Raw genomic sequence first — 22,322 nt, 5'->3', positions numbered from 1 at the left:
TTAATCCTCTCGGGCAAAAAGTGCCTCTATAAAATCGTCCGCTTTAAACGGACGTAAATCCTCGATACGTTCGCCCACACCGATATAACGGATAGGGATGCCAAACTGATCGGCAACCGAGAAGATGACCCCGCCCTTCGCTGTACCGTCCAGCTTAGTCAGGGTGATACCGGTTAAGCCCACGGCTTCATGGAACAGTTTGGCCTGGCTTATCGCATTCTGCCCGGTGCTGGCGTCGATAGTCAGCATAACTTCATGCGGCGCATCTTCGTCGAGCTTCTTCATGACGCGAACGATTTTTTTCAATTCTTCCATCAGGTGCGATTTGTTCTGCAAACGCCCTGCGGTATCAGCGATCAGCACATCTACATTACGCGCCTTCGCTGCCTGGATGGCATCAAAGATGACGGACGCGGAATCCGCGCCGGTATGCTGAGCAATCACCGGGATGTTGTTACGCTGACCCCAGACCTGCAGCTGCTCTACCGCCGCCGCACGGAAGGTATCGCCCGCCGCCAGCATCACCGATTTACCCTGCTGCTCAAACTGACGCGCCAGCTTTCCGATAGTGGTGGTTTTACCCACGCCGTTGACGCCAACCATTAAGATAACAAACGGCGTCTTGCCATCAACATTCAGCGGTTCTTCCACCTTCGCCAGAATCTCGCCCATCTCTTCTTTCAGCAGGCCGTACAGCGCTTCCGCGTCTTTGAGCTGCTTACGGCTGGCACCTTCCGTCAGATTCGCAATAATCTTGCGGGTCGTTTCTACGCCCACGTCGGCGATCAGCAGTTGCTCTTCCAGCTCTTCAAACAGATCATCGTCGATCTTTTTACCACGGAACAGACTGATAAATCCGGAACCAAGGTTTTCTTTTGTTTTCAGGAGGCTGCGTTTCAGACGCGCAAAGAAACCTTCTTTCGTTGGTTTTTCCTGCTCCTGGACTCCCTCTTCTTCTGTCGGTGCTTCTACGGCAGGTTCTTCTACCGGCACCACCATCCCGGCTTCTTCAGCAGCCAGCGCCTGCGCTTCCAGCTCTTCATCAGTCAGGTGCGGTTCGTTTTCGGCTTCTTCTTCAACCGCCTCAACGATTTCCACGGTTTCCGTTTCGGCCTGCCACTCTTCGGCAGAAACCTCTTCGGTTTTCACCTCTTCCGGCAGCGGCAATTCTTCGCGTTCGATAACCGTCGCCGCTGGCGTTTCCACAACGGGTTCAGCTGCAGGTTCAGCAACCCGCTCAATCTCCGGCTGCGGTTGTTCGGCAACAGGTTCTGCTTCCGGCTGCAGTTTTTCGATTTCCGCAACCTGTTCAGTCACTTCAACAACTTCAGCTGCAAAAGCTTCCGTTTCCGCCTCACTACGGGTTTCCTCGGCGTGCGGCTGTTCGTCAACGACGGTAGTTTCTTCAGCAACCGGTTGTTGTTCTTCGTTTTTTAATTCTGTCTCGTTTTCCGGTGCCTGCTCTTTTTGACCAAAGCCCAGCCAGGAAAAAAAGCCACGTTTTTTCTCTTTCGCCATTTGCGACTACACTCCCCCGCTGTTGCTTCATGGCACAGCGTCAACGCTATGTACATAGCAGCTAAAAAAATGATGAAATAGTCTATCACTTATACCCAATGAATTTCGAGTTACGTCAAGGCGGCAAGCGCACGAATCCCGATGAGCTTACTTTTAGTAAGTGATTCGGGTGAGTAAGTGCAGCCAACGAAGAGGTAACTTGAAAGGCGACGGGTTAACTTAACTCACATCACCGCCTGGAATGACACGTCAGCAGCGGATTGAGCAATAATTGAAATGAAAAAACCGAATCACTCTGGTAGCGGCCAGATCCGCATTATTGGCGGCCAATGGCGTGGCCGTAAACTCCCGGTTCCGGATAGTCCCGGTCTGCGCCCAACCACCGACCGCGTACGCGAAACCTTATTTAACTGGCTGGCCCCGGTAATGGTCGATGCTCACTGCCTGGACTGCTTCGCCGGCAGCGGCGCGCTGGGGCTGGAAGCCCTCTCTCGCTATGCGGCAAATGCGACGCTTCTGGAAATGGATCGCGCGGTATCACAGCAGCTACAAAACAATCTCGCCACGCTGAAAGCCCCCCATGCCCGGGTCGTCAACACCAATACCCTGACATTTTTGGCCCAGACGGGTACGCCGCATAACGTGGTGTTTGTTGACCCGCCGTTTCGCAAAGGATTACTGGAAGAAACATTAACTCTTCTGGAAACTCATGGCTGGCTGGCAAATGAAGCGTATATTTACGTTGAAAGCGAAGTAGAAAACGGTTTGCCGCCGGTTCCGGTGAACTGGTCGCTGTACCGCGAAAAAGTCGCCGGACAGGTCGCCTATCGCCTTTACCAACGTGAAGCACGAGGAGAACACGATGCTGATTAACCTGGGACGCCTGCTGATGTTGTGCGTCTGGGCATTTTTACTACTCAATATTTTCCAACCCTTTCCACGCCCGCTTAACATCTTCGTTAACGTCGCACTGATTTTTATGGTGCTGATGCATGGCATGCAACTGGCGCTGTTAAAAAGCACCATGCCTAAAGATGGCCCGCAGATGACCCGCGGAGAGAAAATCCGTATTTTTCTGTTCGGCGTCTTTGAGTTACTGGTTTGGCAGAAGAAGATTAAAGATCAGTTGAAGAAGTAACTGTGATCTTTTCGCCCGGCGGCGCTTAGCAGGTCGGGGCGACAAAATCTCCAGGCCGGACAAAGCGTAAGCCGCAATCCGGCATCAGTCAGATGAAACCTTAGCGTTCACTGTAAAATCAACAAAACGCGAACCTTTGTAACTCAGCGTTCCCTTATCCCCGACCGTTAACGCATGGTACTGCTGGGCATCCAGACGAAACGTCTGCTCGAAGCCGCCACTTTGTGGCTTAAAACTGACTTCATAGCGCATGCTGGTCCCCGCCGGGCTCACTTCCTGCTGGCGGGATCGCCGATCGTTAAGCGGTTTTTCCCGTTTGTTACTCACCACCACCTGCTTTTGCACTAACGGCGCAGTATCATTATCGGCTTTTTCACGCCGCTGCTGAACGAAGCGAAACGACGCAGCAACAACGATTAAAACAATGATAACAATGAAAAAAAGTGGTGGTTTGCTCATATTATTAACCCATCAGAAAATGCGGAAATAAGCATACATTGCCTGTTATGGTGTTGTCATCTGGCAGTGTCGACCTCTACACTGAACAGTAGAGCCGTGAGCACCCCGCTTACGAAAAAATAACGAATTCAAGGAACTAAGATGCTTTGGTCGTTTATCGCTGTCTGCCTTTCCGCATGGTTGTTCGTGGATGCTTCTTATCGTGGGCCCGCCTGGCAACGCTGGGTCTTTAAACCCCTAACCTTACTCCTGCTGGCGCTGCTGGCCTGGCAGGCGCCAATGTTTAATGCTGTCAGCTATCTGGTGCTGGCTGGCCTGCTTGCCTCGCTGCTGGGCGATGCGCTGACGCTGTTACCGCGCCAACGCCTTTTGTATGCCGTGGGGGCATTCTTCCTGTCGCATCTGCTGTATACCATTTACTTCGCCAGCCAAATGACGCTGTCGTTCTTCTGGCCTTTGCCGTTGGTGCTGGTGGTGCTGGGGGCGTTGCTGATTGCCGTGATCTGGACGCGACTGGAAGAGCTACGCATCGCTATCTGTACCTTTATTGGTATCACGCTGATGATGGTCTGGATGGCTGGTGAGCTGTGGTTCTTCCGCCCGACCGCTCCGGCGCTGTCGGCCTTTATGGGCGCATCACTCCTGTTCATCGGCAACATTGTCTGGCTGGGTAGCCATTACCGTCGCCGCTTCCGCGCCGATAACGCAATTGCTGCCGCCTGCTACTTCGCCGGACATTTCCTGATTGTTCGTTCGTTGTATCTTTAAAACGCTTGACTCTGGAGTCGACTCCAGAGTGTATCCTCCGGTTAATATGAAATGATTATCAACCGGAGGATGCCATGTCGACACCCGATTCCAGTGGCAAAAAAGCCCCACAATTTTCTTCTTTCAAGCTAGCGCCTGCGCCACAAAAGGCTGACGACTGCTGCTGCGAAGGAAGTTGCTCCACCCCACCACCCGTATCCGGTACCGTAATGGGTACCCGCTACTCCTGGAAAGTGGCAGGCATGGACTGTGCAGCCTGCGCCCGAAAAGTGGAGAATGCGGTCCGCCAGGTCAACGGCGTCAACCAGGTCCAGGTTCTGTTCGCCACCGAAAAACTGGTAGTCGACGCGGGTTCCGATATCCGCCTGCAAGTTGAAAGCGCAGTGCAAAAGGCAGGCTATACCCTGCGCGATGAGCACGCGTCAGACGTCGCCCCCGAGTCGCGGTTTAAAGAGAACCTGCCGCTGATTTCGCTGATTATCATGATGGCGATTAGCTGGGGGCTGGAGCAGTTCAATCACCCCTTTGGCCAGATAGCATTTATCGCCACCACGCTGGTAGGTCTGTATCCCATTGCCCGTCAGGCCCTGCGTCTGATGAAAACCGGCAGCTACTTTGCCATTGAAACGTTGATGAGCGTGGCCGCCATTGGCGCACTGTTTATCGGCGCGACGGCAGAAGCCGCCATGGTGCTACTGCTGTTTTTAATTGGCGAACGCCTGGAAGGATGGGCCGCCAGCCGCGCCCGTAAAGGGGTCAGCGCACTGATGGCGCTCAAGCCGGAAACCGCCACGCGCCTGCGTAACGGCGAGCGCGAAGAGGTTGCTATCAATACTCTCCAGCCAGGCGATGTTATCGAGGTTGCCGCGGGAGGGCGTTTACCTGCCGATGGCAAGCTGGTCTCCGGATTTGCCAGCTTTGATGAAAGCGCCCTGACCGGCGAATCGATACCGGTTGAGCGCGCCACCGGCGAGAAAGTCCCGGCGGGCGCCACCAGCGTGGACCGTCTGGTAACGCTGGAAGTACTCTCCGAACCGGGTGCCAGCGCCATTGACCGTATTCTGAAATTGATTGAAGAAGCGGAAGAACGCCGCGCCCCCATTGAGCGTTTTATTGACCGTTTCAGCCGGATTTACACCCCAGCCATTATGGCGGTTGCGTTGTTGGTCACCCTTGTACCACCGCTGCTGTTTGCCGCATCCTGGCAGGAGTGGATTTATAAAGGGCTGACGCTGCTGCTGATTGGCTGCCCATGTGCGCTGGTGATTTCCACACCCGCCGCCATTACCTCTGGCCTTGCCGCCGCGGCACGTCGTGGCGCGTTAATCAAAGGCGGGGCCGCGCTGGAGCAGTTGGGTAGGGTAACGCAGGTCGCGTTTGATAAAACCGGCACCCTGACCATCGGTAAACCGCGCGTCACGGCGATTCACCCGGCAAGCGGTATTGGCGAGGCAGAACTGCTGGCGCTGGCGGCAGCAGTAGAGCAAGGCGCGACGCATCCGCTGGCGCAGGCGATTGTTCGGGAAGCCCAAACGCGCGAACTGACGATCCCTGTCGCAAAAGATCAACGGGCGCTGGTTGGCTCTGGCATTGAAGCACTGGTCAACGGCGAACGCGTGCTGATTTGCGCCGCCGGTAAGCAGCCTGCCGATGCTTTTGCCGGGCAGATAAGCGAGCTGGAAAGCGCGGGTCAAACGGTGGTGCTGGTGCTGCGTAACGATGCCGTTCTTGGCGTGCTGGCCTTACAGGACACGCTGCGCGACGACGCCCGTAGCGCCATCAGCGAGCTTAATCAGATTGGTGTGAAAGGGGTGATTCTGACGGGCGATAACCCGCGAGCGGCGGCAGCTATTGCCAGTGAATTGGGTCTCGAATTCAAAGCGGGTCTATTACCGGAAGATAAAGTACAGGCCGTTACCCATCTTAACCAACAGTCGCCGCTGGCGATGGTCGGCGACGGCATCAACGATGCTCCGGCAATGAAAGCAGCCACCATTGGCATTGCGATGGGAAGCGGGACCGATGTCGCCCTGGAAACCGCCGATGCCGCCCTGACCCACAACCGCCTGCGTGGTCTGGTGCAAATGATTCAGTTAGCCCGCGCCACCCACGCCAATATTCGTCAGAACATTGCGATTGCGCTAGGCCTGAAGGGGATTTTCCTCGTCACCACGCTGCTCGGGATAACCGGACTGTGGCTGGCGGTGCTGGCAGATACGGGGGCGACGGTACTGGTGACCGCTAACGCGCTGCGGTTACTACGTAAAGGATAATGCGTCTGTGCCGGACGGCTGTTGCATTAGCGCCATCCGGCTAAGATTACTGGCCTTTGCGCACCAGATAGCGGTACGGCAGAGAGTCGGTCTCTTTTGCTACCAGCTCATGCTCCATAAAGGTACAGAAGCCAGGAATGTCACGGGTTGTCGCCGGATCGTCGGCGACAATCAGCAGCGTTTCACCCGCCTGCATGCCACGCACGGTTTTACGCACCATCATTACGGGTTCCGGGCAGCGCAGCCCCTGGGCATCAAGAGTATGGTCGGGAGAGGTAAACAGATCGCTCATCGTAGTCTCGTTCATTCAAAAACGGCGTTATTTTACGCTCTGTTGTGGCGTAAGCCAATCAGGTTAACGATTGCGTGAAAAACAACCATTGCAATGTGCTCTTAAAGCAGTATCATGCGACGGTTTTTTATTGGGTTCCCTCACCCCATCCAACAAAAAGGTCACAATATGACTCCGTTTACACAAACTCAACGCGTAAAAGCGTTGTTTTGGCTATCGCTATTTCATCTGCTGGTGATCACCTCCAGCAACTATCTGGTGCAGCTACCGATCTCCATTTTTGGTTTCCATACCACATGGGGCGCTTTCAGCTTTCCGTTTATTTTCCTCGCGACCGATCTGACCGTGCGTATTTTTGGCGCACCGTTGGCACGACGTATCATCTTTGCGGTAATGATCCCCGCGCTGCTGATCTCCTATGTCGTTTCATCACTGTTCTATATGGGATCGTGGCAGGGATTCGGCGCACTGCTGCACTTTAATTTGTTTGTCGCCCGTATCGCCGCCGCCAGCTTTATGGCTTACGCGCTGGGTCAAATTCTGGATGTGCATGTCTTTAACCGCCTGCGTCAGAACCGTCGCTGGTGGCTGGCGCCAACGGCTTCCACGCTGTTTGGCAACATCAGCGATACGTTAGCCTTCTTCTTTATCGCTTTCTGGCGCAGCCCGGATGCCTTTATGGCCGAGCACTGGATGGAAATCGCGCTGGTCGACTACTGCTTCAAAGTGCTGATCAGCATTATTTTCTTCCTGCCGATGTACGGCGTGCTGCTGAATATGTTACTGAAAAGGCTGGCAGATAAATCCGAAATCTCTGCATTGCAGACGAGTTAAAGGTTCATTTTCCGAGTTGTGATAAGATGGACGAATGAGCCGTTATGGCCGTTTATCGAAAGGAAGAAGTCAATGCGCAATCTGGTTAAATATGTCGGTATTGGCCTGCTGGTTATGGGGCTTGCGGCCTGTGATAATAGCGATACAAAAGCGCCAGCAGAGGGTGCTGCCGCAGAAAGTAGCGCCACCGGACAACCGGTCAGCCTGTTGGACGGTAAACTCAGTTTTTCCCTGCCAGCGGATATGACCGATCAGAGCGGCAAACTGGGCACCCAGGCGAACAATATGCACGTTTATTCTGACGCAACCGGCCAGAAAGCGGTGATTGTGATTGTTGGCGACAATACCAACGAAGACCTGGCTGTGCTGGCAAAACGCCTGGAAGATCAGCAGCGTAGCCGCGACCCGCAGTTGCAGGTCGTCACCAATAAATCTATTGAGCTGAAAGGCCACACTCTGCAGCAGTTAGACAGCATCATCTCGGCCAAAGGCCAGACCGCTTACTCTTCCGTGGTGTTGGGTAAAGTCGATAACCAACTGCTGACTCTGCAAATCACGCTGCCTGCTGACGATCAGCAAAAAGCGCAGACTACCGCAGAAAACATCATTAACACGCTGGTTATCCAGTAACGGTTAAGACGATGACTCGGCCTCCGGTGACACCACCTGAGGCCATTTTTTTAATTGCCAGGTCAGCAATAACGCCACCGCCACCAGCCCTGCCGCCGCCAGATAGATAACCGGCACGCCCGCCCAGGTCATGACCAGCCCAGCCAGCGGCCCCGTAACTCCCAGTGATAAATCCATAAACACCGTATACGTCGCCAGCGCAGCGCCCTGATTTTGCTGCGGGACGGCTTTTACCGCCACCACGCCCAGCGCCGGGAACACCAACGAGAACCCTGCACCGGCCAGCAGGACGCCGCTTTTCGCCATCCACGGCATGGAAGCCATCCCGACCAGCAGCAACCCAACAATCTCGACGCTAAAGCAGATCATCGCCACATTTAGTCCACCTAAACGGTTGATACCATTTGGGAATAACAGTCGTGTCCCCACAAACGTGCAGCTAAAAAGCGTCAGCGCGAAAGCGGCACCGTCCCAGCCTTTGGCATCATAAAACAGGGTAATGAAAGTAGCGATCACGCCAAATCCGGCTGAGGCCAGGGCCAGCGCCATGCCGTACAACCAGACACGCCCAAGCACCGCGCGAAACGGCAATGGTTTGCCTTTGCTGGCCTTCACCGCCGGACGAGGGAGCGCCAGCAGTATTGCCAACAGCGCCACGCCCATCACGGTCAGCGCCAGTCCCTGTAAGCCACCCCAGGCATAAAACAGAACGCCCAGCGGAGCGCCTATCGCCATCGCGCCATAGGTCACGATGCCGTTCCACGAAATCACCCGTCCGATATGCATTGAACCAACGACCCCAACCCCCCACAGCGTAGAGCCAGTCCCGGCAAAGCTTTGCCCGATCCCTAGAATCACGCGCCCCAGGCATAACAGCAGCAGGCTGGCCAGCGGCCAGCCATTCGTGAAGCCCGCCAGGAAGTAGCCCAGACCACTTAAAAAACAGCCACACAGTCCGAATACCACAATCTTCTTTGGCCCCAGCAGGTCGGCATAGCGACCGGCATGTGGACGGCTCAGCAGCGTAGCGAAATATTGCAGGCTGATGACCAGCCCTGCCCAAAAAGCGCTAAATCCCATCACATCATGAACATAGCCTGGCAATACAGCGAGCGGCAGACCAATGGTCAGGTAGCTGGCGAAGTTAAACATCACCACAGAGACAATACGCAGATTAAGGCGTAAACCGCTAAGCGTCGGTTCAGCGACGGGTTCGGGCATGGAGGATCACCACGTTTTCACAACAGTGTTTCATTTCTACCATGTTGCCGGGCAGAAATCAGTAGTCAGTTTAGGAATATCAGTCGCAAGCCAGCCGCTACACTTAATGCAAAAACGCAAACAGGAAGACGACATGACAACCGCCCAGCCCGATAAAACGGGTTTGCACATTCTGCTCAAACTGGCCGCTCTGGTGGTGATCCTCGCGGGTATTCATGCCGCGGCGGATATCATCGTACAGCTTCTGCTGGCCCTTTTTTTTGCCATTGTATTGAATCCGCTGGTCACCTGGTTTATTCGCCGGGGTGTACGTCGGCCGGTCGCGATAACGTTAGTCGTGGTGGTGATGCTGATCGTTCTTACGGCGTTAATCGGCGTTCTGGCATCGTCCATCACTGAATTCATGGCCATGCTGCCAAAATACAACAAGGAGCTGACGCGCAAGGTTCTGTATCTGCAAGAGATGGTGCCTTTTCTGAATCTGCATATGTCCCCGGAGCGCATGCTGCAACGTATGGATTCCGACAAGCTGATGACCTTCACAACTACGCTGATGACAAGTCTTTCCGGTGCCATGGCCAGCGTCGTTCTGCTGGTGATGACGGTGGTCTTTATGTTGTTTGAGGTGCGTCATGTCCCCTATAAGCTGCGCTTTGCGCTGAACAACCCACAAATCCATATTGCGGGGCTGCATCGGGCGCTGAAAGGTGTTTCTCACTATCTGGCGCTGAAAACGTTGCTCAGCTTATGGACCGGTGCCATCGTCTGGCTCGGACTGGCGCTAATGGGTATTCAGTTTGCTCTGATGTGGGGTGTGCTGGCATTCCTGCTAAACTACGTGCCCAACATTGGCTCGGTCATTTCCGCCGTTCCACCCATGATCCAGGCGCTGCTGTTCAACGGCGTTTACGAATGCGTGCTGGTTGGGGCGCTGTTTCTGGTGGTGCATATGGTAATTGGCAACATCCTCGAGCCCCGCATGATGGGGCACCGGCTGGGATTATCGACGCTAATCGTCTTTCTCTCTCTGTTGGTGTGGGGATGGCTGCTTGGTCCGGTAGGTATGCTGCTCTCCGTGCCGTTAACCAGCGTGTGTAAAATCTGGATGGAAACCACCACTGGCGGTAGCAAACTGGCAATTTTGCTGGGACCCGGCAGGCCCAAAAGTCGGCTACCCTGAAAACTACCAACCGAGGTAGTTATTATATTTCCATATTGACGTTAAAATGACGTCAACACAGCTATATACAGTGGCTTATCTTAAATAAAGAGTGAAAAGGAATTCATTCTTTTATAAAGGAAACATATAATCCACATGCATTATTCTTTGCCAAAACACATAAAAATAACGAACACCTCCAAAGCATTTAACTTAAACTATCCACTTAGATTTAAAGGTTATTTTATTTGATACGTTTTCTCTAAAAATCTATACTTCTCGCCGATGATGATGCTGAAAAGTTTCTGTTGAAGAAAGTCATAGAATATTATCATCCGGTCATCTCATTGCCTCGCTATCAACAGAGTGAAATAAAACGCTAATTTAGTTTAAATAAAATTGCAGGTGATAAAGGGTGCATCATGATTCCGGAGCTTATAAGTTAACATGTATAAACGGTACTTTGAGAGGGAGTTTTAATGAAACAGTATATTAAGTGGTTTGCAGCCATTGCCGTTGTCGGTGCACTGGCGGGTTGTGCACGTACTGCGCCGATTGATCAAGTTCACACCAGTGTGAGCGCGGGACATACTCAGGACCAGGTTAAAACCGCGATCCTGAAAGCCGGTATTCAACGCCAATGGGTCATGTCCGAAGCCGGACCAGGTATTATTAAAGCTCGCCAACAAACCCGCGATCATGTGGCTGAAGTCCGTATCACTTATACCGCCACCAGCTATGACATCAAATATGACAGCAGCCTCAACCTGCAGGCTTCTGGTGGAAAGATTCACAAAAACTACAACCGCTGGGTACGCAATCTGGATAAAGACATCCAGCTTAATCTGTCAGCCGGCGCCAATCTGTAATTACGCCTAAAGTCGGGCCGAAAAGGCCCGATACTCTTACTATCTGCCATTTAACAGGTTGTCCCCACATGTACGAACAGGATTCGCTTAGCGCACTGGATGCCATTACTGAAGCACAACGTATCGCCTTTGCCCCTATGCTATTTCAAACCGCGTTGTGTCTGCGAAATGCTGGAGTACTCACCTGGCTGGACAAGCAAGGTAAACGCGGCGCCACGCTCGACGAGATTACCGAAAACAGCACCATCAACGAATATGCCGCCAGCATCCTGTTGGATATGGGGTTAAGTGGGCGCATCATTACCCACAAAGAGGGATATTATTACCTCGCTAAAGTCGGTCATTTTCTTTTACATGACACGATGACGCGTGTGAATATGGACTTCACCCAGGATGTTTGTTATCAGGGGCTGTTCTATCTGGAAAATGCACTGAAAGAAGGAAAACCCGCAGGGTTAAAAACTTTTGGCGACTGGTCAACAATCTATCCTGCACTATCACAATTACCGCTGGCTGCGCGTGAAAGTTGGTTTGCTTTCGATCATTACTATTCAGATGGAGCATTTGATGCCGCATTGCCATATGTATTCGCCAGCGCCCCTGCAACCCTGTACGATGTCGGCGGAAATACCGGGAAATGGGCATTACGTTGTTGTCAACATGATGACAATATTACTGTCACCCTATTAGATTTGCCGCAACAAATTGCACTTGCCCGCGAAAATATAGAAAATGCAGGATTATCTCATCGCATAAATTTCCATGCTGTGGATATGCTTAGCGACTCGCCTTTACCTGCCGGCGCTGATATCTGGTGGATGAGTCAATTTCTGGACTGTTTTTCTCCGGAACAAATTATCGCTATGCTGCGCAACGTTGCCCGGGTGATGAAACCGGGCGCGAAGCTGTTCATTATGGAACTGTTTTGGGATGCCCAAAAATTTGAAGCGGCCTCATTTAGCCTGAATGCGTCTTCGCTTTATTTTACCTGTATGGCGAATGGCAACAGCCGTTTCTACAGCGTAGAGAGGTTTTATCACTATCTGAATCTGGCAGGTTTTCAGGTAGATGAACGCCACGACAACTTAGGTGTTGGGCATACTTTATTGATATGTCAGAAGAAAAAATAAGAAACAATCGGAACAACCGATTTACCGCGGATACGCGTTGATGAAATTTGCTTTCAACATTATAGACTGGCAGGCCAGGGCGCCAGGGTTAAGCGAAACAGAACAGTGGCATGAATGGTCACGGCTTTCGCACGCCATCGATCCCACTGCGCCATTGGCTAAGCTCAACGAGTTACCGATGATGACGGCTCGCCGCCTCAGTTCCGGCAGCAAACTGGCCGTCGATTGTGGGCTGGCGATGCTACGCCGCCATGATATCAATGCTGTTTTGTATACAAGCCGCCATGGTGAACTGGAGCGTAACTACAGGATCCTGCACGCCCTGGCGACTGGGCAGGCACTCTCACCAACCGATTTTGCCCTCTCTGTACATAACTCTGCTGTGGGTAACCTGACGATCGCTGCGAAAAAACCGATTGCCTCCTCCTCGCTTTCTGCTGGCAGGGATACGTTCCAGCAAGGGCTATGTGAAGTCATCGGGCTGTTGCAGGCGGGATATCAGCGCGTATTGATGGTCGATTTCGACGGTTTTCTGCCCGAGTTTTATCACCCACAGTTACCACCAGACATGCCAACATGGCCGTTTGCCGTCGCGCTGGTCATTGAATCCGGTGATAGCTGGCAATGTGAAACCCGTCCGCACTGCGGGCGGGGTGAGACAACGTTGCCGCAAAGCCTATTGTTTTTACAACATTACTTGCAAGATACCAAGGCGTTTACCCTGTCTGGCGAACGCGTACAATGGCAGTGGAGTCAGGGATGAACACGATGCTCCTGCGACTTAACCGGGTATGGCGACTGGTGATGACCGGTCTTTGCTTTGCCCTGTTTGGCCTCGGCGGACTCCTTCTTTCTACGTTCTGGTTTAACGTCTTGCTGATCGCGATATGGGATAAAGCCCGACGTCGGCGTATCGCCAGACGCAGCATCGCCGCCAGTTTTCGCCTCTTTTTAACGGTGGCGAAACGGCTTGGTGTGTTGGACTACCAAATTGAAGGACGAGATATTTTACGCAATGAACAAGGATGCCTGGTCGTCGCCAACCACCCGACGCTCATCGATTACGTGCTACTGGCATCGGTAATGCCCGAAACCGACTGTCTGGTGAAAAGTGCACTACTAAAAAATCCGTTCCTCAGCGGCGTGGTCCGGGCGGCAGATTATCTGATTAACAGCCAGGCTGACGCGCTATTGCCCGCGTGCCAGCAACGTCTGGAACAAGGCGATACGATTTTAATTTTCCCCGAGGGAACCCGTACACGCCCCGGAGAGGAAATGACGTTACAGCGTGGTGCGGCGAATATCGCCGTGCGCTGCAGCAGTGATTTACGCATAGTGACCATTAAATGCAGCGAACAAATGCTGAACAAAGAAAGCCAATGGTACGACGTCCCATCGGTAAAACCCATGTTTACCATTTCAGTACACGAGCGGGTTAAGATCGACCAATTTTACGACGCAAATTCACAAGAACCGGCGCTGGCCGCAAGGCAGTTGAACCGGCATCTTTTGCTTCAATTACAACCAGGTACTTTACCTCTTTCAGGAATTAATGATGCAAGCGCTTTATCTTGAAATCAAAAATCTCATTATAACGACATTGAATCTCGACGAACTAACAGCTGACGATATTGAAACCGAAGCGGCACTCTTTGGCGATGGCTTAGGCCTGGACTCAATCGATGCCCTGGAGCTGGGTCTGGCGGTGAAAAACGAGTATGGCGTGGTCCTCTCAGCGGAGAGCGAAGAAATGCGTCAGCACTTCTTCTCCGTCGCCACGCTGGCATCTTTCATTCACGCGCAACGTGCCTGAGGATAGTCCGTTATGACCGAACAAAAAGCCATTTACGATGAAGTCTCCTCACTGCTGGTCAAGCTGTTTGAAGTTGACCCGCAAGATATTAAGCCTGAGGCGCGCCTGTACGAAGATCTGGAACTCGACAGCATCGACGCAGTCGACATGATCGTGCATCTTCAAAAGAAAACCGGTAAGAAAATCAAGCCGGAAGAGTTCAAAGCAGTACGCACCGTACAAGATGTCGTCGATGCGGTTGAACGCCTTCTCATAGAAGCGTAATTCACCGTGTCAGGCACTCGCTCCCTGCCAGTCGTACAACTGCTGACAGGTCTACTGTTGTTGGCCTGGCCGTTTTTGATCTGGTTTGGCCTGGCGCATAACAGTCTGCACTGGTTGCTGCCGTTAATGGCGCTACTCCTTTTTTTACGCTTTCGCCAGGTCCGGCGACAGGCGGGACCGTTGCGCGTCGTGACACAGGTAGTGGTGATCGCGGGTATCACCTTATGCATTGCCAGTTATCTGCTCAAAACGCACCAGCTGCTGCTGTTTTATCCCGTAGTGGTAAACGCCGTCATGCTGTCGGTTTTTGGTGGTTCTCTGTGGTCAGCGATGCCCATCGTTGAGCGTCTGGCGCGGCTGCGCGAACCAAATCTGCCCGAAGCAGGCGTGCGCTACACGTACCTTGTGACACTAATCTGGTGCGCCTTTTTCATCATCAATGGCAGCGTTGCGCTCTTTACTGCATTGAATGGCGATATGACCCTGTGGACGACCTGGAACGGTATGGTTTCCTATCTGCTGATGGGAACATTGATGGTAGGCGAGTGGTTAGTTCGCCAACTGGTGATAAAGCGAGATACCCAATGAAGCAGCCCCTCACACTTGCTCAATGGCTCTGTGCCCCACGACCGGACGACATTCCTGTTGCGTGGCAAGAAGATCATACGTGGACACTTGGCCATCTGCGCCATGATGTGGCCCAGTTGATAACGCAACTGCAGCAGCAGGAAGGTGAACGCTGGGCATTATGCTTCGAGAACAGCTATTTATTCATCGTCGCGTTGCTGGCAACGCTCCATGCTGGCAAAACACCGGTGATCCCGGGACATTGTCGCGTCTCGTTGTTAAACGAGCAGCACTTGCTGTTTGATGGCGTACTGAGCGATAAAGCGCTGGACTGGCAGGGAACGCTGCGAGTGGTCAGCTCTGCCATGACATCTGTGGCCCACGACATCACGTTCCCGATAATACGCAGTGACGCCTTTGTGGAGCTATTCACTTCCGGTTCGACCGGCCAGCCGAAACGCGTAATCAAACCGATTGCTCGTCTGGATAGCGAAGCAGCATTGCTCGCTACGCGTTTTGCTGATCGTCTGGCAGGTTGCCGGGTCGTCGCGTCAGTGGTACCGCAACACCTGTATGGTCTGACGTTTCGTATCTTCTTGCCGATGGCTTTAGGCCTCCCGCTGCATGCGGCGATGCTTTGGTATGCCGAACAACTGGCGGCACTGAGCCCTGATCATCGGTATGCGTTTATCAGCAGTCCGGCGTTTCTGAAACGCCTCGACCACCACCTGACACCGCCGCCAATCGAGTTGATTCTTTCCGCGGGCGGCATGCTGTCCTGGCAGGACGTCAAGCAGGCTGCTGACTGGCTGAATGTCTGGCCCGATGAGATCTACGGCAGCACTGAAACCGGAATCCTCGCGTGGCGCTATCGCCATCAGGATGATGTGACATGGCTGCCTTTTCCCGGAGTCAGATTCCAGTCAGAAGACGACGCGTTTCGTGTGTTTTCACCACTAATTGCAGCTGATGATGGCCTGTTACTCGATGATATTCTTCAGTTTATCGAAAACGGACAGTTCCGCCTGATGGGCAGACGCGGGCGGGTGGTCAAGATTGAAGAGAAACGCATTTCACTCAGCGAAGTGGAGCAACGTTTACTGGCACTGGACGGTATCCGTGAAGTCGCAGCATTGCCCGTCTCACGCGGAGGACGTCAGGGCGTTGGTGTCCTGCTGGTACTGGATGACGAAGCCCGGCAACGCTGGCTTGAGTGCGGTGGTAAACCGCAAGAACTGACCTGGCGACGTTCGCTGCTGCCCTGGCTGGAGCCGGTCGCTGTTCCCCGCTACTGGCGGGTGATTGATGAGATTCCGGTCAACAGTATGAACAAGCGTGTCTATGCGCAATTACAGGAGTTATTTCATGAAACCCCATGAAATCGAGCGCCATCAGGCACTGCCTCATCAGGCTGAGATTGTTTTACAACTCGACCCTTCTCTGTTTTGGTTCAGCGGGCATTTTAGCGTGCAGCCACTGCTGCCGGGCGTTGCACAGCTAAACTGGGCGATGGATTACGCCACCACGCTGCTGGTCCCTGGCTGGCGTTTTCACAGTATTCAAAACGTGAAGTTCCAGTCACCGCTATTGCCAGAGGCCACCGTCACCCTGAGTCTGAGCTGGCAGGAAGCGCGTCAGATGCTCACTTTTAGCTACCAGCGCCACGACGGTGACGTGCGCCATACCGCCAGCAGCGGGAAGATTCGGTTATGCCGCTGACCTTTTCCCCATGCGTGTTGATCCCCTGCTACAACCACGGCGCGATGATGTCGGACGTGTTGGATCGTCTTCGGCCGTTCAATCTCCCCTGCATTGTGGTGGACGATGGCAGCGACGAGACTACACGAGATGAACTGGCACGCCTGGCGACAGAATACAGCAATCTGACGTTAATTCGCCTGCCCATCAACGCAGGAAAAGGCGCGGCGGTTATTCGCGGAATGCAGACGGCAGCAGATGCCGGGTTCAGTCATGCAGTGCAGGTCGATGCCGACGGGCAACATGCCATTGAAGATATTCCCAGGCTGCTTGCATTGGCAAAAGAACATCCGACAGCACTGATTTCCGGACAACCGATTTACGATGATTCGGTCCCTCGCTCGCGCCTGTACGGTCGTTGGGTAACCCATATCTGGGTGTGGATAGAAACGCTCTCGTTGCAGCTCAAAGACAGTATGTGCGGCTTCCGGGTGTATCCGGTGGCCCCCACGCTGCAACTGGCACAGCGTGTAACGCTTGGCAAACGGATGGATTTTGATACTGAAGTGATGGTGCGCCTCTACTGGCAAGGCAACACCAGCTATTTTATCCCCACGCGAGTCACCTATCCGCAGGACGGGCTATCCCATTTCGACGCGCTTAAAGACAATCTGCACATTTCATTGATGCACACTCGCCTGTTCTTTGGCATGTTGCCGCGCATCCCCTCCCTGCTGTGTCGTCGTTCATCGACACACTGGGCGCAGCAGCAGGAAGTCAAAGGGTTGTGGGGAATGCGTCTGATGCTGTTGGTCTGGCGTGTACTGGGTCGCAAAGCCTTCTCCCTGCTGCTGTATCCGGTCGTCGGCGTATACTGGCTCAGCGCTTCAACTGCCCGAAAAGCCTCTCAACGCTGGATTAGCCGCGTAAGAGCGCAACTGATCACACGCCGGATGCCAGTACCGCCAAACCTGACCAGTTATCAGCATTTCCTGCGTTTTGGCGGCGCGATGCTGGATAAGATTGCCAGTTGGCGCGGTGAACTGCACTTCGGTCGCGATGTGATTTTTGCACCAGGCGCAGAAAAAACGCTAAATGTCAGCGATCCTCGGGGAAAACTGCTGCTGGCTTCACATCTTGGCGATGTCGAAGCCTGTCGGGCACTGGCCCAGCTACAGGGCAGTAAAACAATCAATGCGCTGGTATTTAGCGATAACGCCCAACGCTTTAAACAGATCATGCAAGAGATGGCGCCGCAGGCTGGATTAAATCTGCTCCCGGTGAACAGTATTGGTCCAGATACTGCCATTCTGCTCAAAGAGAAACTGGAGCGCGGTGAATGGGTAGCCATCGTAGGCGATCGCATCGCAGTCAATCCCCAACGCGGCGGCGAGTGGCGTGTGTGCTGGAGCCGCTTTATGGGGCAAAACGCGCCATTCCCTCAGGGCCCGTTTATTCTTGCGTCTATTTTACGCTGCCCTGTAGATCTGATTTTTGCCCTGCGCCAGCAGGAGAAACTCCACATCTACTGCGAACCGTTTGCCGACCCGCTGCTCTTACCGCGCGCCACACGACAACAGGCATTACAGAATACTGTCGATCGCTACGCCGAACGCCTTGAGCACTATGCGCTTCAGTCGCCCCTCGACTGGTTTAACTTTTTCGATTTCTGGCAACTGCCGGACACCAATGACAAGGAGTAAAGGGTGCTTAACGATCCCCGTTTTACGGCTGAAGTCGAGCTAACTATTCCGTTTCACGACGTCGATATGATGGGCGTAGCGTGGCATGGTAACTACTTCCGTTACTTCGAGATTGCCCGTGAGGCACTGCTGAACCAATTCGATTATGGCTATCGGCAGATGAAAGAATCTGGCTATCTGTGGCCCGTGGTCGACACTCGGGTGAAGTATCGCAATGCGCTGACTTTCGAGCAGCGTATCCGTGTACGCGCCCAAATTAAAGAGTACGAAAATCGCCTGCGAATCGGCTACGAAATTTTTGATGCCGAAACAGGTAAACGTGCTACAACAGGCTACACCATCCAGGTCGCCGTCGACGAAAAAAGCCGTGAACTGTGCTTTGTCAGCCCGGATATTCTGTTTGAACGGATGGGAGTGACACCATGAAATTATGGCCATTGCTCGTGCTGCTCGTCAGCCCTTTCGTCAGTGCCCTGACGCTCGACTCCCTACAACAGCGTTTTACCGAGCAACCGGTGGTTCGCGCCCACTTCGATCAAACCCGGACGATAAAGGATCTACCACAACCGCTGCGATCTCAGGGCAAGATGTTGATCGCCCGCGACAAGGGGTTGCTGTGGGATCAAACGTCCCCGTTCCCGATGCAGCTGCTGCTGGATGACAAACGGATGGTTCAGGCAATTAACGGTCAACCACCGCAGACCGTTACCGCTGAGAATAACCCGCAAATGTTCCAGTTTAATCATCTGCTGCGGGCGTTATTCCAGGCGGATCGTAAAGTGCTGGAACAAAACTTCCGCGTGGAGTTCGCAGACTTAGGAGAAGGTCGCTGGACGCTACGCCTGACGCCAATCACCACACCGCTGGATAAGATTTTTGCGACGATTGATTTAGCAGGAAAGACCTACCTGGAGAGCATTCAGCTCAATGATAAACAGGGCGATCGCACCGATATCGCGCTTTCCCAACACCAACTAACGCCAGCGCAACTGACCGATGACGAACGCCAACGCTTTGCCGCCCAGTAAACGTCCCGCGCTGTTATGGGGAGTCATCTGCCTGCTTCTGCTGGGCATCTTTCTGACGCTGCTACCTCAGGCCCGCCTTAACAGCAGCGTGCTGGCCATGTTGCCAAAGCAGACGCTGGGCGCTATACCTCCGGGTCTGAACGAGGGATTTATGCAGCGCCTTGACCGTCAGGTGGTCTGGCTGGTAAGTCCCGGTAAGCAACCGGACCCAGCGATAGCCCGGGACTGGCTGGCTTTACTGCAAAAATCGCACGCGCTAGCCCAGGTAAAAGGTCCAATGGATGCCGACAGCCAGCAGGCATGGGGGGCATTCTTCTGGCAACATCGTAACGGCCTGATAGATAACGAGACCCGCGCCCGGCTGCAAAACGGCGGCGAAGCGCAGGGCCAGTGGATCCTGTCCCAACTTTACTCCGCATTCTCCGGCGTCAGTGGCAAAGAGCTACAAAACGATCCCTTCATGCTGATGCGTGGCTCGCAGCTGGCCATGGCCAAAACTGGGCAGCGTCTGCGCCTGATGGACGGCTGGTTGGTCACCCAGGATGAACAAGGCAACTATTGGTATCTGTTACATGGCGAACTGACCGGTTCATCGTTTGATATGCAACAGACGCACCAATTGGTCACCACGTTGAATACGCTGGAAGGTGAGCTCAAAGCCCACTATCCACAGGCTCAACTGCTGTCTCGCGGGACGCTGTTCTATAGCGATTACGCCAGCCAGCAGGCGAAAAAAGATATCTCTACTCTCGGCATAGCCACTGTGCTCGGGGTGATCCTGCTCATCGTGGCTGTATTTCGTTCGCTGCGTCCGCTGCTGCTGTGCCTGATTTCGATTGGCATTGGTGCGCTGGCGGGGACCGTCGTCACGCTGCTGATTTTTGGCGAGCTCCATCTGATGACGCTGGTGATGAGCATGAGCATCATCGGTATTTCCGCCGACTATACGCTCTACTATTTGACCGAACGGATGGTGCACGGTGCGGAAACATCGCCATGGCAAAGCCTTGCCAAAGTGCGCAATGCCCTGCTCCTGGCGCTACTCACCACCGTAGCGGCTTATCTGATTATGATGCTGGCCCCCTTCCCCGGTATTCGCCAGATGGCGGTATTCGCGGCGGTAGGTCTGAGCGCCTCCTGCCTGACGGTCATTTTCTGGCACCCGTGGTTGTGTCGTCGGTTGCCGGTACGCCCGGTGCCGGCAATGGTACTCATGCTACGCTGGCTTGCTGCATGGCGACGCAATAAAAAACTCTCCGTTGGCCTGCCGCTGGCACTGGCGTTGTTCTCGCTGGCAGGAATAGCGACGCTGCGCGTAGATGATGATATCTCCCAGTTACAGGCGTTGCCGCAGGAAATTCTCGCTCAGGAAAAAGCGATTACCGCCCTGACCGGGCAAAGCGTCGACCAGAAGTGGTTTGTGGTGTACGGCAAATCCGCTCAGCAAACGCTGGAGCGGCTGGAAACCTTTACCCCCGCGCTGGAACAGGCAAAAAAAGACGGGTTACTCAGCGGATATCGCACTATTCCGCTCAATTCACTCGCCCGGCAATACCAGGATCTCTCTCTGCTAAAAGATGCTTCTCCCGCCATCACGAAAGCCCTAAACAACGCCGGGCTGGCAACGGTGAACCCCGATCTTAGCGCCATGCCTGTAACCGTCGAAGCCTGGCTTGCCAGCCCAGCCAGTGAAGGCTGGCGCTTGCTATGGCTGTCTCTGGCTGATGGCGAAAGCAGCGTATTGGTTCCCGTTGAAGGGGTGAACCAAAGTGATGCTTTAAATACGCTCAGCGCGAAATATTCCGGCGTGGCGTGGGTGGATCGCAAGAGCAGCTTTGACAACCTGTTTGCCCTTTATCGCCATATTCTGACCGGCCTGCTGTGCATTGCGCTGGCGGTGATTGCCTGTGGCGCCATCATTCGGCTTGGCTGGCGTAAGGGCTTAATTAGCCTGGTGCCCTCAGTGCTGTCTTTAGGTTGTGGTCTGGCAGTACTGGCCCTGAGCGGTCATGCGCTCAACTTGTTCTCGCTGCTGGCACTGGTGCTGGTACTGGGAATTGGCATTAACTACACGCTGTTTTTCAGTAATCCACGCGGTACGCCACTGACGTCGCTGCTGGCTATCACGCTGGCGATGATGACCACGCTCCTGACGCTCGGCATGCTGGTCTTTAGTGCCACTCAGGCAATCAGCAGTTTTGGCATTGTGCTAGTAAGCGGTATTTTCACCGCATTTTTGCTGTCACCGCTGGCGATGCCAACGAAAAGAGAGAAGAAAAAACGATGAGTAAACCGATATTTCGTTGGTTGAGTGGGCTTTTGCAGAATGGCGGCATTGCCTTATCCGATCTACGTCAGCACACCATTTGTAGACCGGATAAGCGCAGCGCCATCCGACAGGGCCTGCTCGTCGCCACGTTGCTGCTGGCAGGTTGCAGCCACTCACAGCCGGAACAGAAAGGCCGCCCGCAAGCCTGGTTAGAGCCGGGTATTCGTGTAACGCTACCTGCTCCGGGGATTTCTCCCGCGGTGAATTCGCAACAACTACTAACCGGTAGTTTTAACGGCAAAACTCAGTCACTGTTGGTCATGCTCAATGCTGATGACAAGAAAATCACACTTGCCGGGCTGTCATCAGTCGGCATTCGCCTGTTCCTCGTGACTTACGATGAAAAAGGACTGCACACCGAGCAATCGATCATCGTTCCACAATTGCCGCCAGCCAGCCAGGTGCTGGCTGACGTGATGCTTAGCCATTGGCCGATTAGCACCTGGCAACCGCAATTACCCACAGGCTGGACGCTCGTCGATACGGGTGATAAGCGTGAGCTGCGCAATGCACGCGGCAAAGTGGTCACGGAAATCACGTATCTGAATCGAAGAGGAAAACGCGAACCGATCAGCATTGAGCAGCACGTTTTTAAATACCACATCACCATTCAATATCTGGGTGACTGA

At 53.7% G+C, this 22,322-nt stretch carries 25 protein-coding genes; 21 read left to right on the top strand and 4 right to left on the bottom strand.

Annotated elements, in window-relative coordinates:
• The gene (gene ftsY / locus OGW44_RS07985) at positions 1 to 1,518 is read right to left on the bottom strand and encodes a signal recognition particle-docking protein FtsY (protein WP_185654935.1); all 1,518 of its coding nucleotides are present in this window, start codon (positions 1,516 to 1,518) and stop codon (positions 1 to 3) included.
• A gap of 276 nt (positions 1,519 to 1,794) precedes the next feature.
• Between ftsY and rsmD the strand changes: the two genes are divergently transcribed.
• Together rsmD and OGW44_RS07975 are read left to right on the top strand one after the other, a co-directional pair.
• Positions 1,795 to 2,391: a 16S rRNA (guanine(966)-N(2))-methyltransferase gene (gene rsmD, locus OGW44_RS07980; RefSeq protein ID WP_016157666.1), complete on the top strand. Its 597-nt coding sequence runs from the start codon at positions 1,795 to 1,797 to the stop codon at positions 2,389 to 2,391.
• Positions 2,381 to 2,656, top strand: coding sequence for a DUF1145 family protein (locus OGW44_RS07975; RefSeq protein WP_016154842.1), 276 nt, complete (start codon positions 2,381 to 2,383; stop codon positions 2,654 to 2,656). Before rsmD ends, OGW44_RS07975 begins: the two co-directional genes overlap by 11 nt.
• An 84-nt stretch (positions 2,657 to 2,740) precedes the next feature.
• Here OGW44_RS07975 and OGW44_RS07970 read toward each other — a convergent pair whose 3' ends face one another.
• Complete coding sequence (locus tag OGW44_RS07970) at positions 2,741 to 3,115, bottom strand: DUF2500 domain-containing protein (RefSeq protein WP_016154843.1); 375 nt, start codon at positions 3,113 to 3,115, stop codon at positions 2,741 to 2,743.
• A gap of 141 nt (positions 3,116 to 3,256) precedes the next feature.
• Here OGW44_RS07970 and OGW44_RS07965 point away from each other — a divergent pair, with 141 nt between their 5' ends.
• The gene (locus tag OGW44_RS07965; RefSeq protein WP_016154844.1) at positions 3,257 to 3,883 is read left to right on the top strand and encodes a lysoplasmalogenase; all 627 of its coding nucleotides are present in this window, start codon (positions 3,257 to 3,259) and stop codon (positions 3,881 to 3,883) included.
• A gap of 74 nt (positions 3,884 to 3,957) precedes the next feature.
• The gene (zntA, locus tag OGW44_RS07960; protein ID WP_185654934.1) at positions 3,958 to 6,156 is read left to right on the top strand and encodes a Zn(II)/Cd(II)/Pb(II) translocating P-type ATPase ZntA; all 2,199 of its coding nucleotides are present in this window, start codon (positions 3,958 to 3,960) and stop codon (positions 6,154 to 6,156) included.
• 46 nt (positions 6,157 to 6,202) lie between these two features.
• On the opposite strand, the gene tusA is transcribed toward zntA, so the two are convergent.
• Positions 6,203 to 6,448, bottom strand: coding sequence for a sulfurtransferase TusA (tusA, locus tag OGW44_RS07955; RefSeq protein WP_003827551.1), 246 nt, complete (start codon positions 6,446 to 6,448; stop codon positions 6,203 to 6,205).
• A 168-nt stretch (positions 6,449 to 6,616) separates the two neighbouring features.
• Here tusA and OGW44_RS07950 point away from each other — a divergent pair, with 168 nt between their 5' ends.
• Both OGW44_RS07950 and OGW44_RS07945 read left to right on the top strand, forming a co-directional pair.
• Positions 6,617 to 7,282, top strand: a complete 666-nt coding sequence (locus OGW44_RS07950) for a 7-cyano-7-deazaguanine/7-aminomethyl-7-deazaguanine transporter (RefSeq protein WP_003827549.1) — start codon at positions 6,617 to 6,619, stop codon at positions 7,280 to 7,282.
• 72 nt (positions 7,283 to 7,354) lie between these two features.
• Positions 7,355 to 7,912 carry a DcrB family lipoprotein gene (locus OGW44_RS07945; protein WP_016154847.1) on the top strand — a complete coding sequence of 186 codons (558 nt, stop codon included), beginning with the start codon at positions 7,355 to 7,357 and terminating at the stop codon, positions 7,910 to 7,912.
• Between the two features lie 3 nt (positions 7,913 to 7,915).
• On the opposite strand, the gene OGW44_RS07940 is transcribed toward OGW44_RS07945, so the two are convergent.
• The gene (locus OGW44_RS07940) at positions 7,916 to 9,133 is read right to left on the bottom strand and encodes an MFS transporter (RefSeq protein ID WP_185654933.1); all 1,218 of its coding nucleotides are present in this window, start codon (positions 9,131 to 9,133) and stop codon (positions 7,916 to 7,918) included.
• 133 nt (positions 9,134 to 9,266) lie between these two features.
• Here OGW44_RS07940 and OGW44_RS07935 point away from each other — a divergent pair, with 133 nt between their 5' ends.
• From OGW44_RS07935 to OGW44_RS07865, 15 genes are all read left to right on the top strand, one after another.
• Entirely contained in the window at positions 9,267 to 10,313 is a 1,047-nt protein-coding gene (locus OGW44_RS07935; protein WP_016154849.1) for an AI-2E family transporter, read from the top strand.
• Between the two features lie 470 nt (positions 10,314 to 10,783).
• Positions 10,784 to 11,161: a hypothetical protein gene (locus OGW44_RS07930; protein WP_029139728.1), complete on the top strand. Its 378-nt coding sequence runs from the start codon at positions 10,784 to 10,786 to the stop codon at positions 11,159 to 11,161.
• Positions 11,162 to 11,229: 68 nt separating this feature from the next.
• Positions 11,230 to 12,291: a class I SAM-dependent methyltransferase gene (locus OGW44_RS07925; RefSeq protein WP_016157670.1), complete on the top strand. Its 1,062-nt coding sequence runs from the start codon at positions 11,230 to 11,232 to the stop codon at positions 12,289 to 12,291.
• A 40-nt stretch (positions 12,292 to 12,331) separates the two neighbouring features.
• Positions 12,332 to 13,054, top strand: coding sequence for a beta-ketoacyl synthase chain length factor (locus tag OGW44_RS07920; RefSeq protein ID WP_019078117.1), 723 nt, complete (start codon positions 12,332 to 12,334; stop codon positions 13,052 to 13,054).
• On the top strand, positions 13,033 to 13,866 hold the full coding sequence (locus tag OGW44_RS07915; RefSeq protein ID WP_085951091.1) for a lysophospholipid acyltransferase family protein: 834 nt from the start codon (positions 13,033 to 13,035) through the stop codon (positions 13,864 to 13,866). Before OGW44_RS07920 ends, OGW44_RS07915 begins: the two co-directional genes overlap by 22 nt.
• Positions 13,847 to 14,104 carry a phosphopantetheine-binding protein gene (locus OGW44_RS07910; protein WP_016154854.1) on the top strand — a complete coding sequence of 86 codons (258 nt, stop codon included), beginning with the start codon at positions 13,847 to 13,849 and terminating at the stop codon, positions 14,102 to 14,104. The genes OGW44_RS07915 and OGW44_RS07910 overlap by 20 nt, the downstream gene beginning before the upstream one ends.
• Positions 14,105 to 14,116: 12 nt before the next feature.
• Positions 14,117 to 14,368: an acyl carrier protein gene (locus OGW44_RS07905; protein ID WP_047415920.1), complete on the top strand. Its 252-nt coding sequence runs from the start codon at positions 14,117 to 14,119 to the stop codon at positions 14,366 to 14,368.
• 6 nt (positions 14,369 to 14,374) lie between these two features.
• Entirely contained in the window at positions 14,375 to 14,956 is a 582-nt protein-coding gene (locus tag OGW44_RS07900; protein ID WP_016154856.1) for a COG4648 family protein, read from the top strand.
• Complete coding sequence (locus OGW44_RS07895; protein WP_016154857.1) at positions 14,953 to 16,314, top strand: AMP-binding protein; 1,362 nt, start codon at positions 14,953 to 14,955, stop codon at positions 16,312 to 16,314. Before OGW44_RS07900 ends, OGW44_RS07895 begins: the two co-directional genes overlap by 4 nt.
• Positions 16,301 to 16,654 (top strand): ApeI family dehydratase, encoded by a 354-nt coding sequence (locus tag OGW44_RS07890; protein WP_016157672.1) that lies wholly within the window; start codon positions 16,301 to 16,303, stop codon positions 16,652 to 16,654. The genes OGW44_RS07895 and OGW44_RS07890 overlap by 14 nt, the downstream gene beginning before the upstream one ends.
• Positions 16,645 to 18,336 carry a glycosyltransferase family 2 protein gene (locus tag OGW44_RS07885; protein ID WP_046274505.1) on the top strand — a complete coding sequence of 564 codons (1,692 nt, stop codon included), beginning with the start codon at positions 16,645 to 16,647 and terminating at the stop codon, positions 18,334 to 18,336. The genes OGW44_RS07890 and OGW44_RS07885 overlap by 10 nt, the downstream gene beginning before the upstream one ends.
• A 3-nt stretch (positions 18,337 to 18,339) precedes the next feature.
• Entirely contained in the window at positions 18,340 to 18,762 is a 423-nt protein-coding gene (locus tag OGW44_RS07880; protein WP_003827529.1) for an acyl-CoA thioesterase, read from the top strand.
• Entirely contained in the window at positions 18,759 to 19,364 is a 606-nt protein-coding gene (locus OGW44_RS07875) for a LolA family protein (protein ID WP_019078114.1), read from the top strand. Before OGW44_RS07880 ends, OGW44_RS07875 begins: the two co-directional genes overlap by 4 nt.
• Positions 19,333 to 21,651: an MMPL family transporter gene (locus OGW44_RS07870; protein ID WP_185654932.1), complete on the top strand. Its 2,319-nt coding sequence runs from the start codon at positions 19,333 to 19,335 to the stop codon at positions 21,649 to 21,651. The genes OGW44_RS07875 and OGW44_RS07870 overlap by 32 nt, the downstream gene beginning before the upstream one ends.
• Positions 21,648 to 22,322 (top strand): DUF3261 domain-containing protein, encoded by a 675-nt coding sequence (locus OGW44_RS07865; RefSeq protein ID WP_016157676.1) that lies wholly within the window; start codon positions 21,648 to 21,650, stop codon positions 22,320 to 22,322. The genes OGW44_RS07870 and OGW44_RS07865 overlap by 4 nt, the downstream gene beginning before the upstream one ends.

This window comes from Citrobacter sp. Cb023 (assembly GCF_030336805.1).
Classification (GTDB): Bacteria; Pseudomonadota; Gammaproteobacteria; order Enterobacterales; family Enterobacteriaceae; genus Citrobacter; species Citrobacter braakii.
This window is presented reverse-complemented; position numbering and strand designations above follow the sequence as displayed.

Bases quoted from the DNA above. Each gene is read 5' to 3' on its own strand.
- OGW44_RS07865 (WP_016157676.1), top strand. From the start codon at position 21,648: ATGAGTAAACCGATATTTCGTTGGTTGAGTGGGCTTTTGCAGAATGGC.
- OGW44_RS07885 (WP_046274505.1), top strand. From the start codon at position 16,645: ATGCCGCTGACCTTTTCCCCATGCGTGTTGATCCCCTGCTACAACCAC.
- OGW44_RS07905 (WP_047415920.1), top strand. From the start codon at position 14,117: ATGACCGAACAAAAAGCCATTTACGATGAAGTCTCCTCACTGCTGGTC.
- OGW44_RS07950 (WP_003827549.1), top strand. From the start codon at position 6,617: ATGACTCCGTTTACACAAACTCAACGCGTAAAAGCGTTGTTTTGGCTA.
- ftsY (WP_185654935.1), bottom strand. From the start codon at position 1,518: ATGGCGAAAGAGAAAAAACGTGGCTTTTTTTCCTGGCTGGGCTTTGGT.
- OGW44_RS07910 (WP_016154854.1), top strand. From the start codon at position 13,847: ATGCAAGCGCTTTATCTTGAAATCAAAAATCTCATTATAACGACATTG.
- OGW44_RS07935 (WP_016154849.1), top strand. From the start codon at position 9,267: ATGACAACCGCCCAGCCCGATAAAACGGGTTTGCACATTCTGCTCAAA.
- OGW44_RS07890 (WP_016157672.1), top strand. From the start codon at position 16,301: ATGAAACCCCATGAAATCGAGCGCCATCAGGCACTGCCTCATCAGGCT.
- OGW44_RS07940 (WP_185654933.1), bottom strand. From the start codon at position 9,133: ATGCCCGAACCCGTCGCTGAACCGACGCTTAGCGGTTTACGCCTTAAT.
- OGW44_RS07920 (WP_019078117.1), top strand. From the start codon at position 12,332: ATGAAATTTGCTTTCAACATTATAGACTGGCAGGCCAGGGCGCCAGGG.
- OGW44_RS07965 (WP_016154844.1), top strand. From the start codon at position 3,257: ATGCTTTGGTCGTTTATCGCTGTCTGCCTTTCCGCATGGTTGTTCGTG.
- OGW44_RS07875 (WP_019078114.1), top strand. From the start codon at position 18,759: ATGAAATTATGGCCATTGCTCGTGCTGCTCGTCAGCCCTTTCGTCAGT.
- OGW44_RS07925 (WP_016157670.1), top strand. From the start codon at position 11,230: ATGTACGAACAGGATTCGCTTAGCGCACTGGATGCCATTACTGAAGCA.
- OGW44_RS07870 (WP_185654932.1), top strand. From the start codon at position 19,333: ATGACGAACGCCAACGCTTTGCCGCCCAGTAAACGTCCCGCGCTGTTA.
- OGW44_RS07945 (WP_016154847.1), top strand. From the start codon at position 7,355: ATGCGCAATCTGGTTAAATATGTCGGTATTGGCCTGCTGGTTATGGGG.
- zntA (WP_185654934.1), top strand. From the start codon at position 3,958: ATGTCGACACCCGATTCCAGTGGCAAAAAAGCCCCACAATTTTCTTCT.
- tusA (WP_003827551.1), bottom strand. From the start codon at position 6,448: ATGAGCGATCTGTTTACCTCTCCCGACCATACTCTTGATGCCCAGGGG.
- OGW44_RS07970 (WP_016154843.1), bottom strand. From the start codon at position 3,115: ATGAGCAAACCACCACTTTTTTTCATTGTTATCATTGTTTTAATCGTT.
- rsmD (WP_016157666.1), top strand. From the start codon at position 1,795: ATGAAAAAACCGAATCACTCTGGTAGCGGCCAGATCCGCATTATTGGC.
- OGW44_RS07975 (WP_016154842.1), top strand. From the start codon at position 2,381: ATGCTGATTAACCTGGGACGCCTGCTGATGTTGTGCGTCTGGGCATTT.
- OGW44_RS07895 (WP_016154857.1), top strand. From the start codon at position 14,953: ATGAAGCAGCCCCTCACACTTGCTCAATGGCTCTGTGCCCCACGACCG.
- OGW44_RS07915 (WP_085951091.1), top strand. From the start codon at position 13,033: ATGGCAGTGGAGTCAGGGATGAACACGATGCTCCTGCGACTTAACCGG.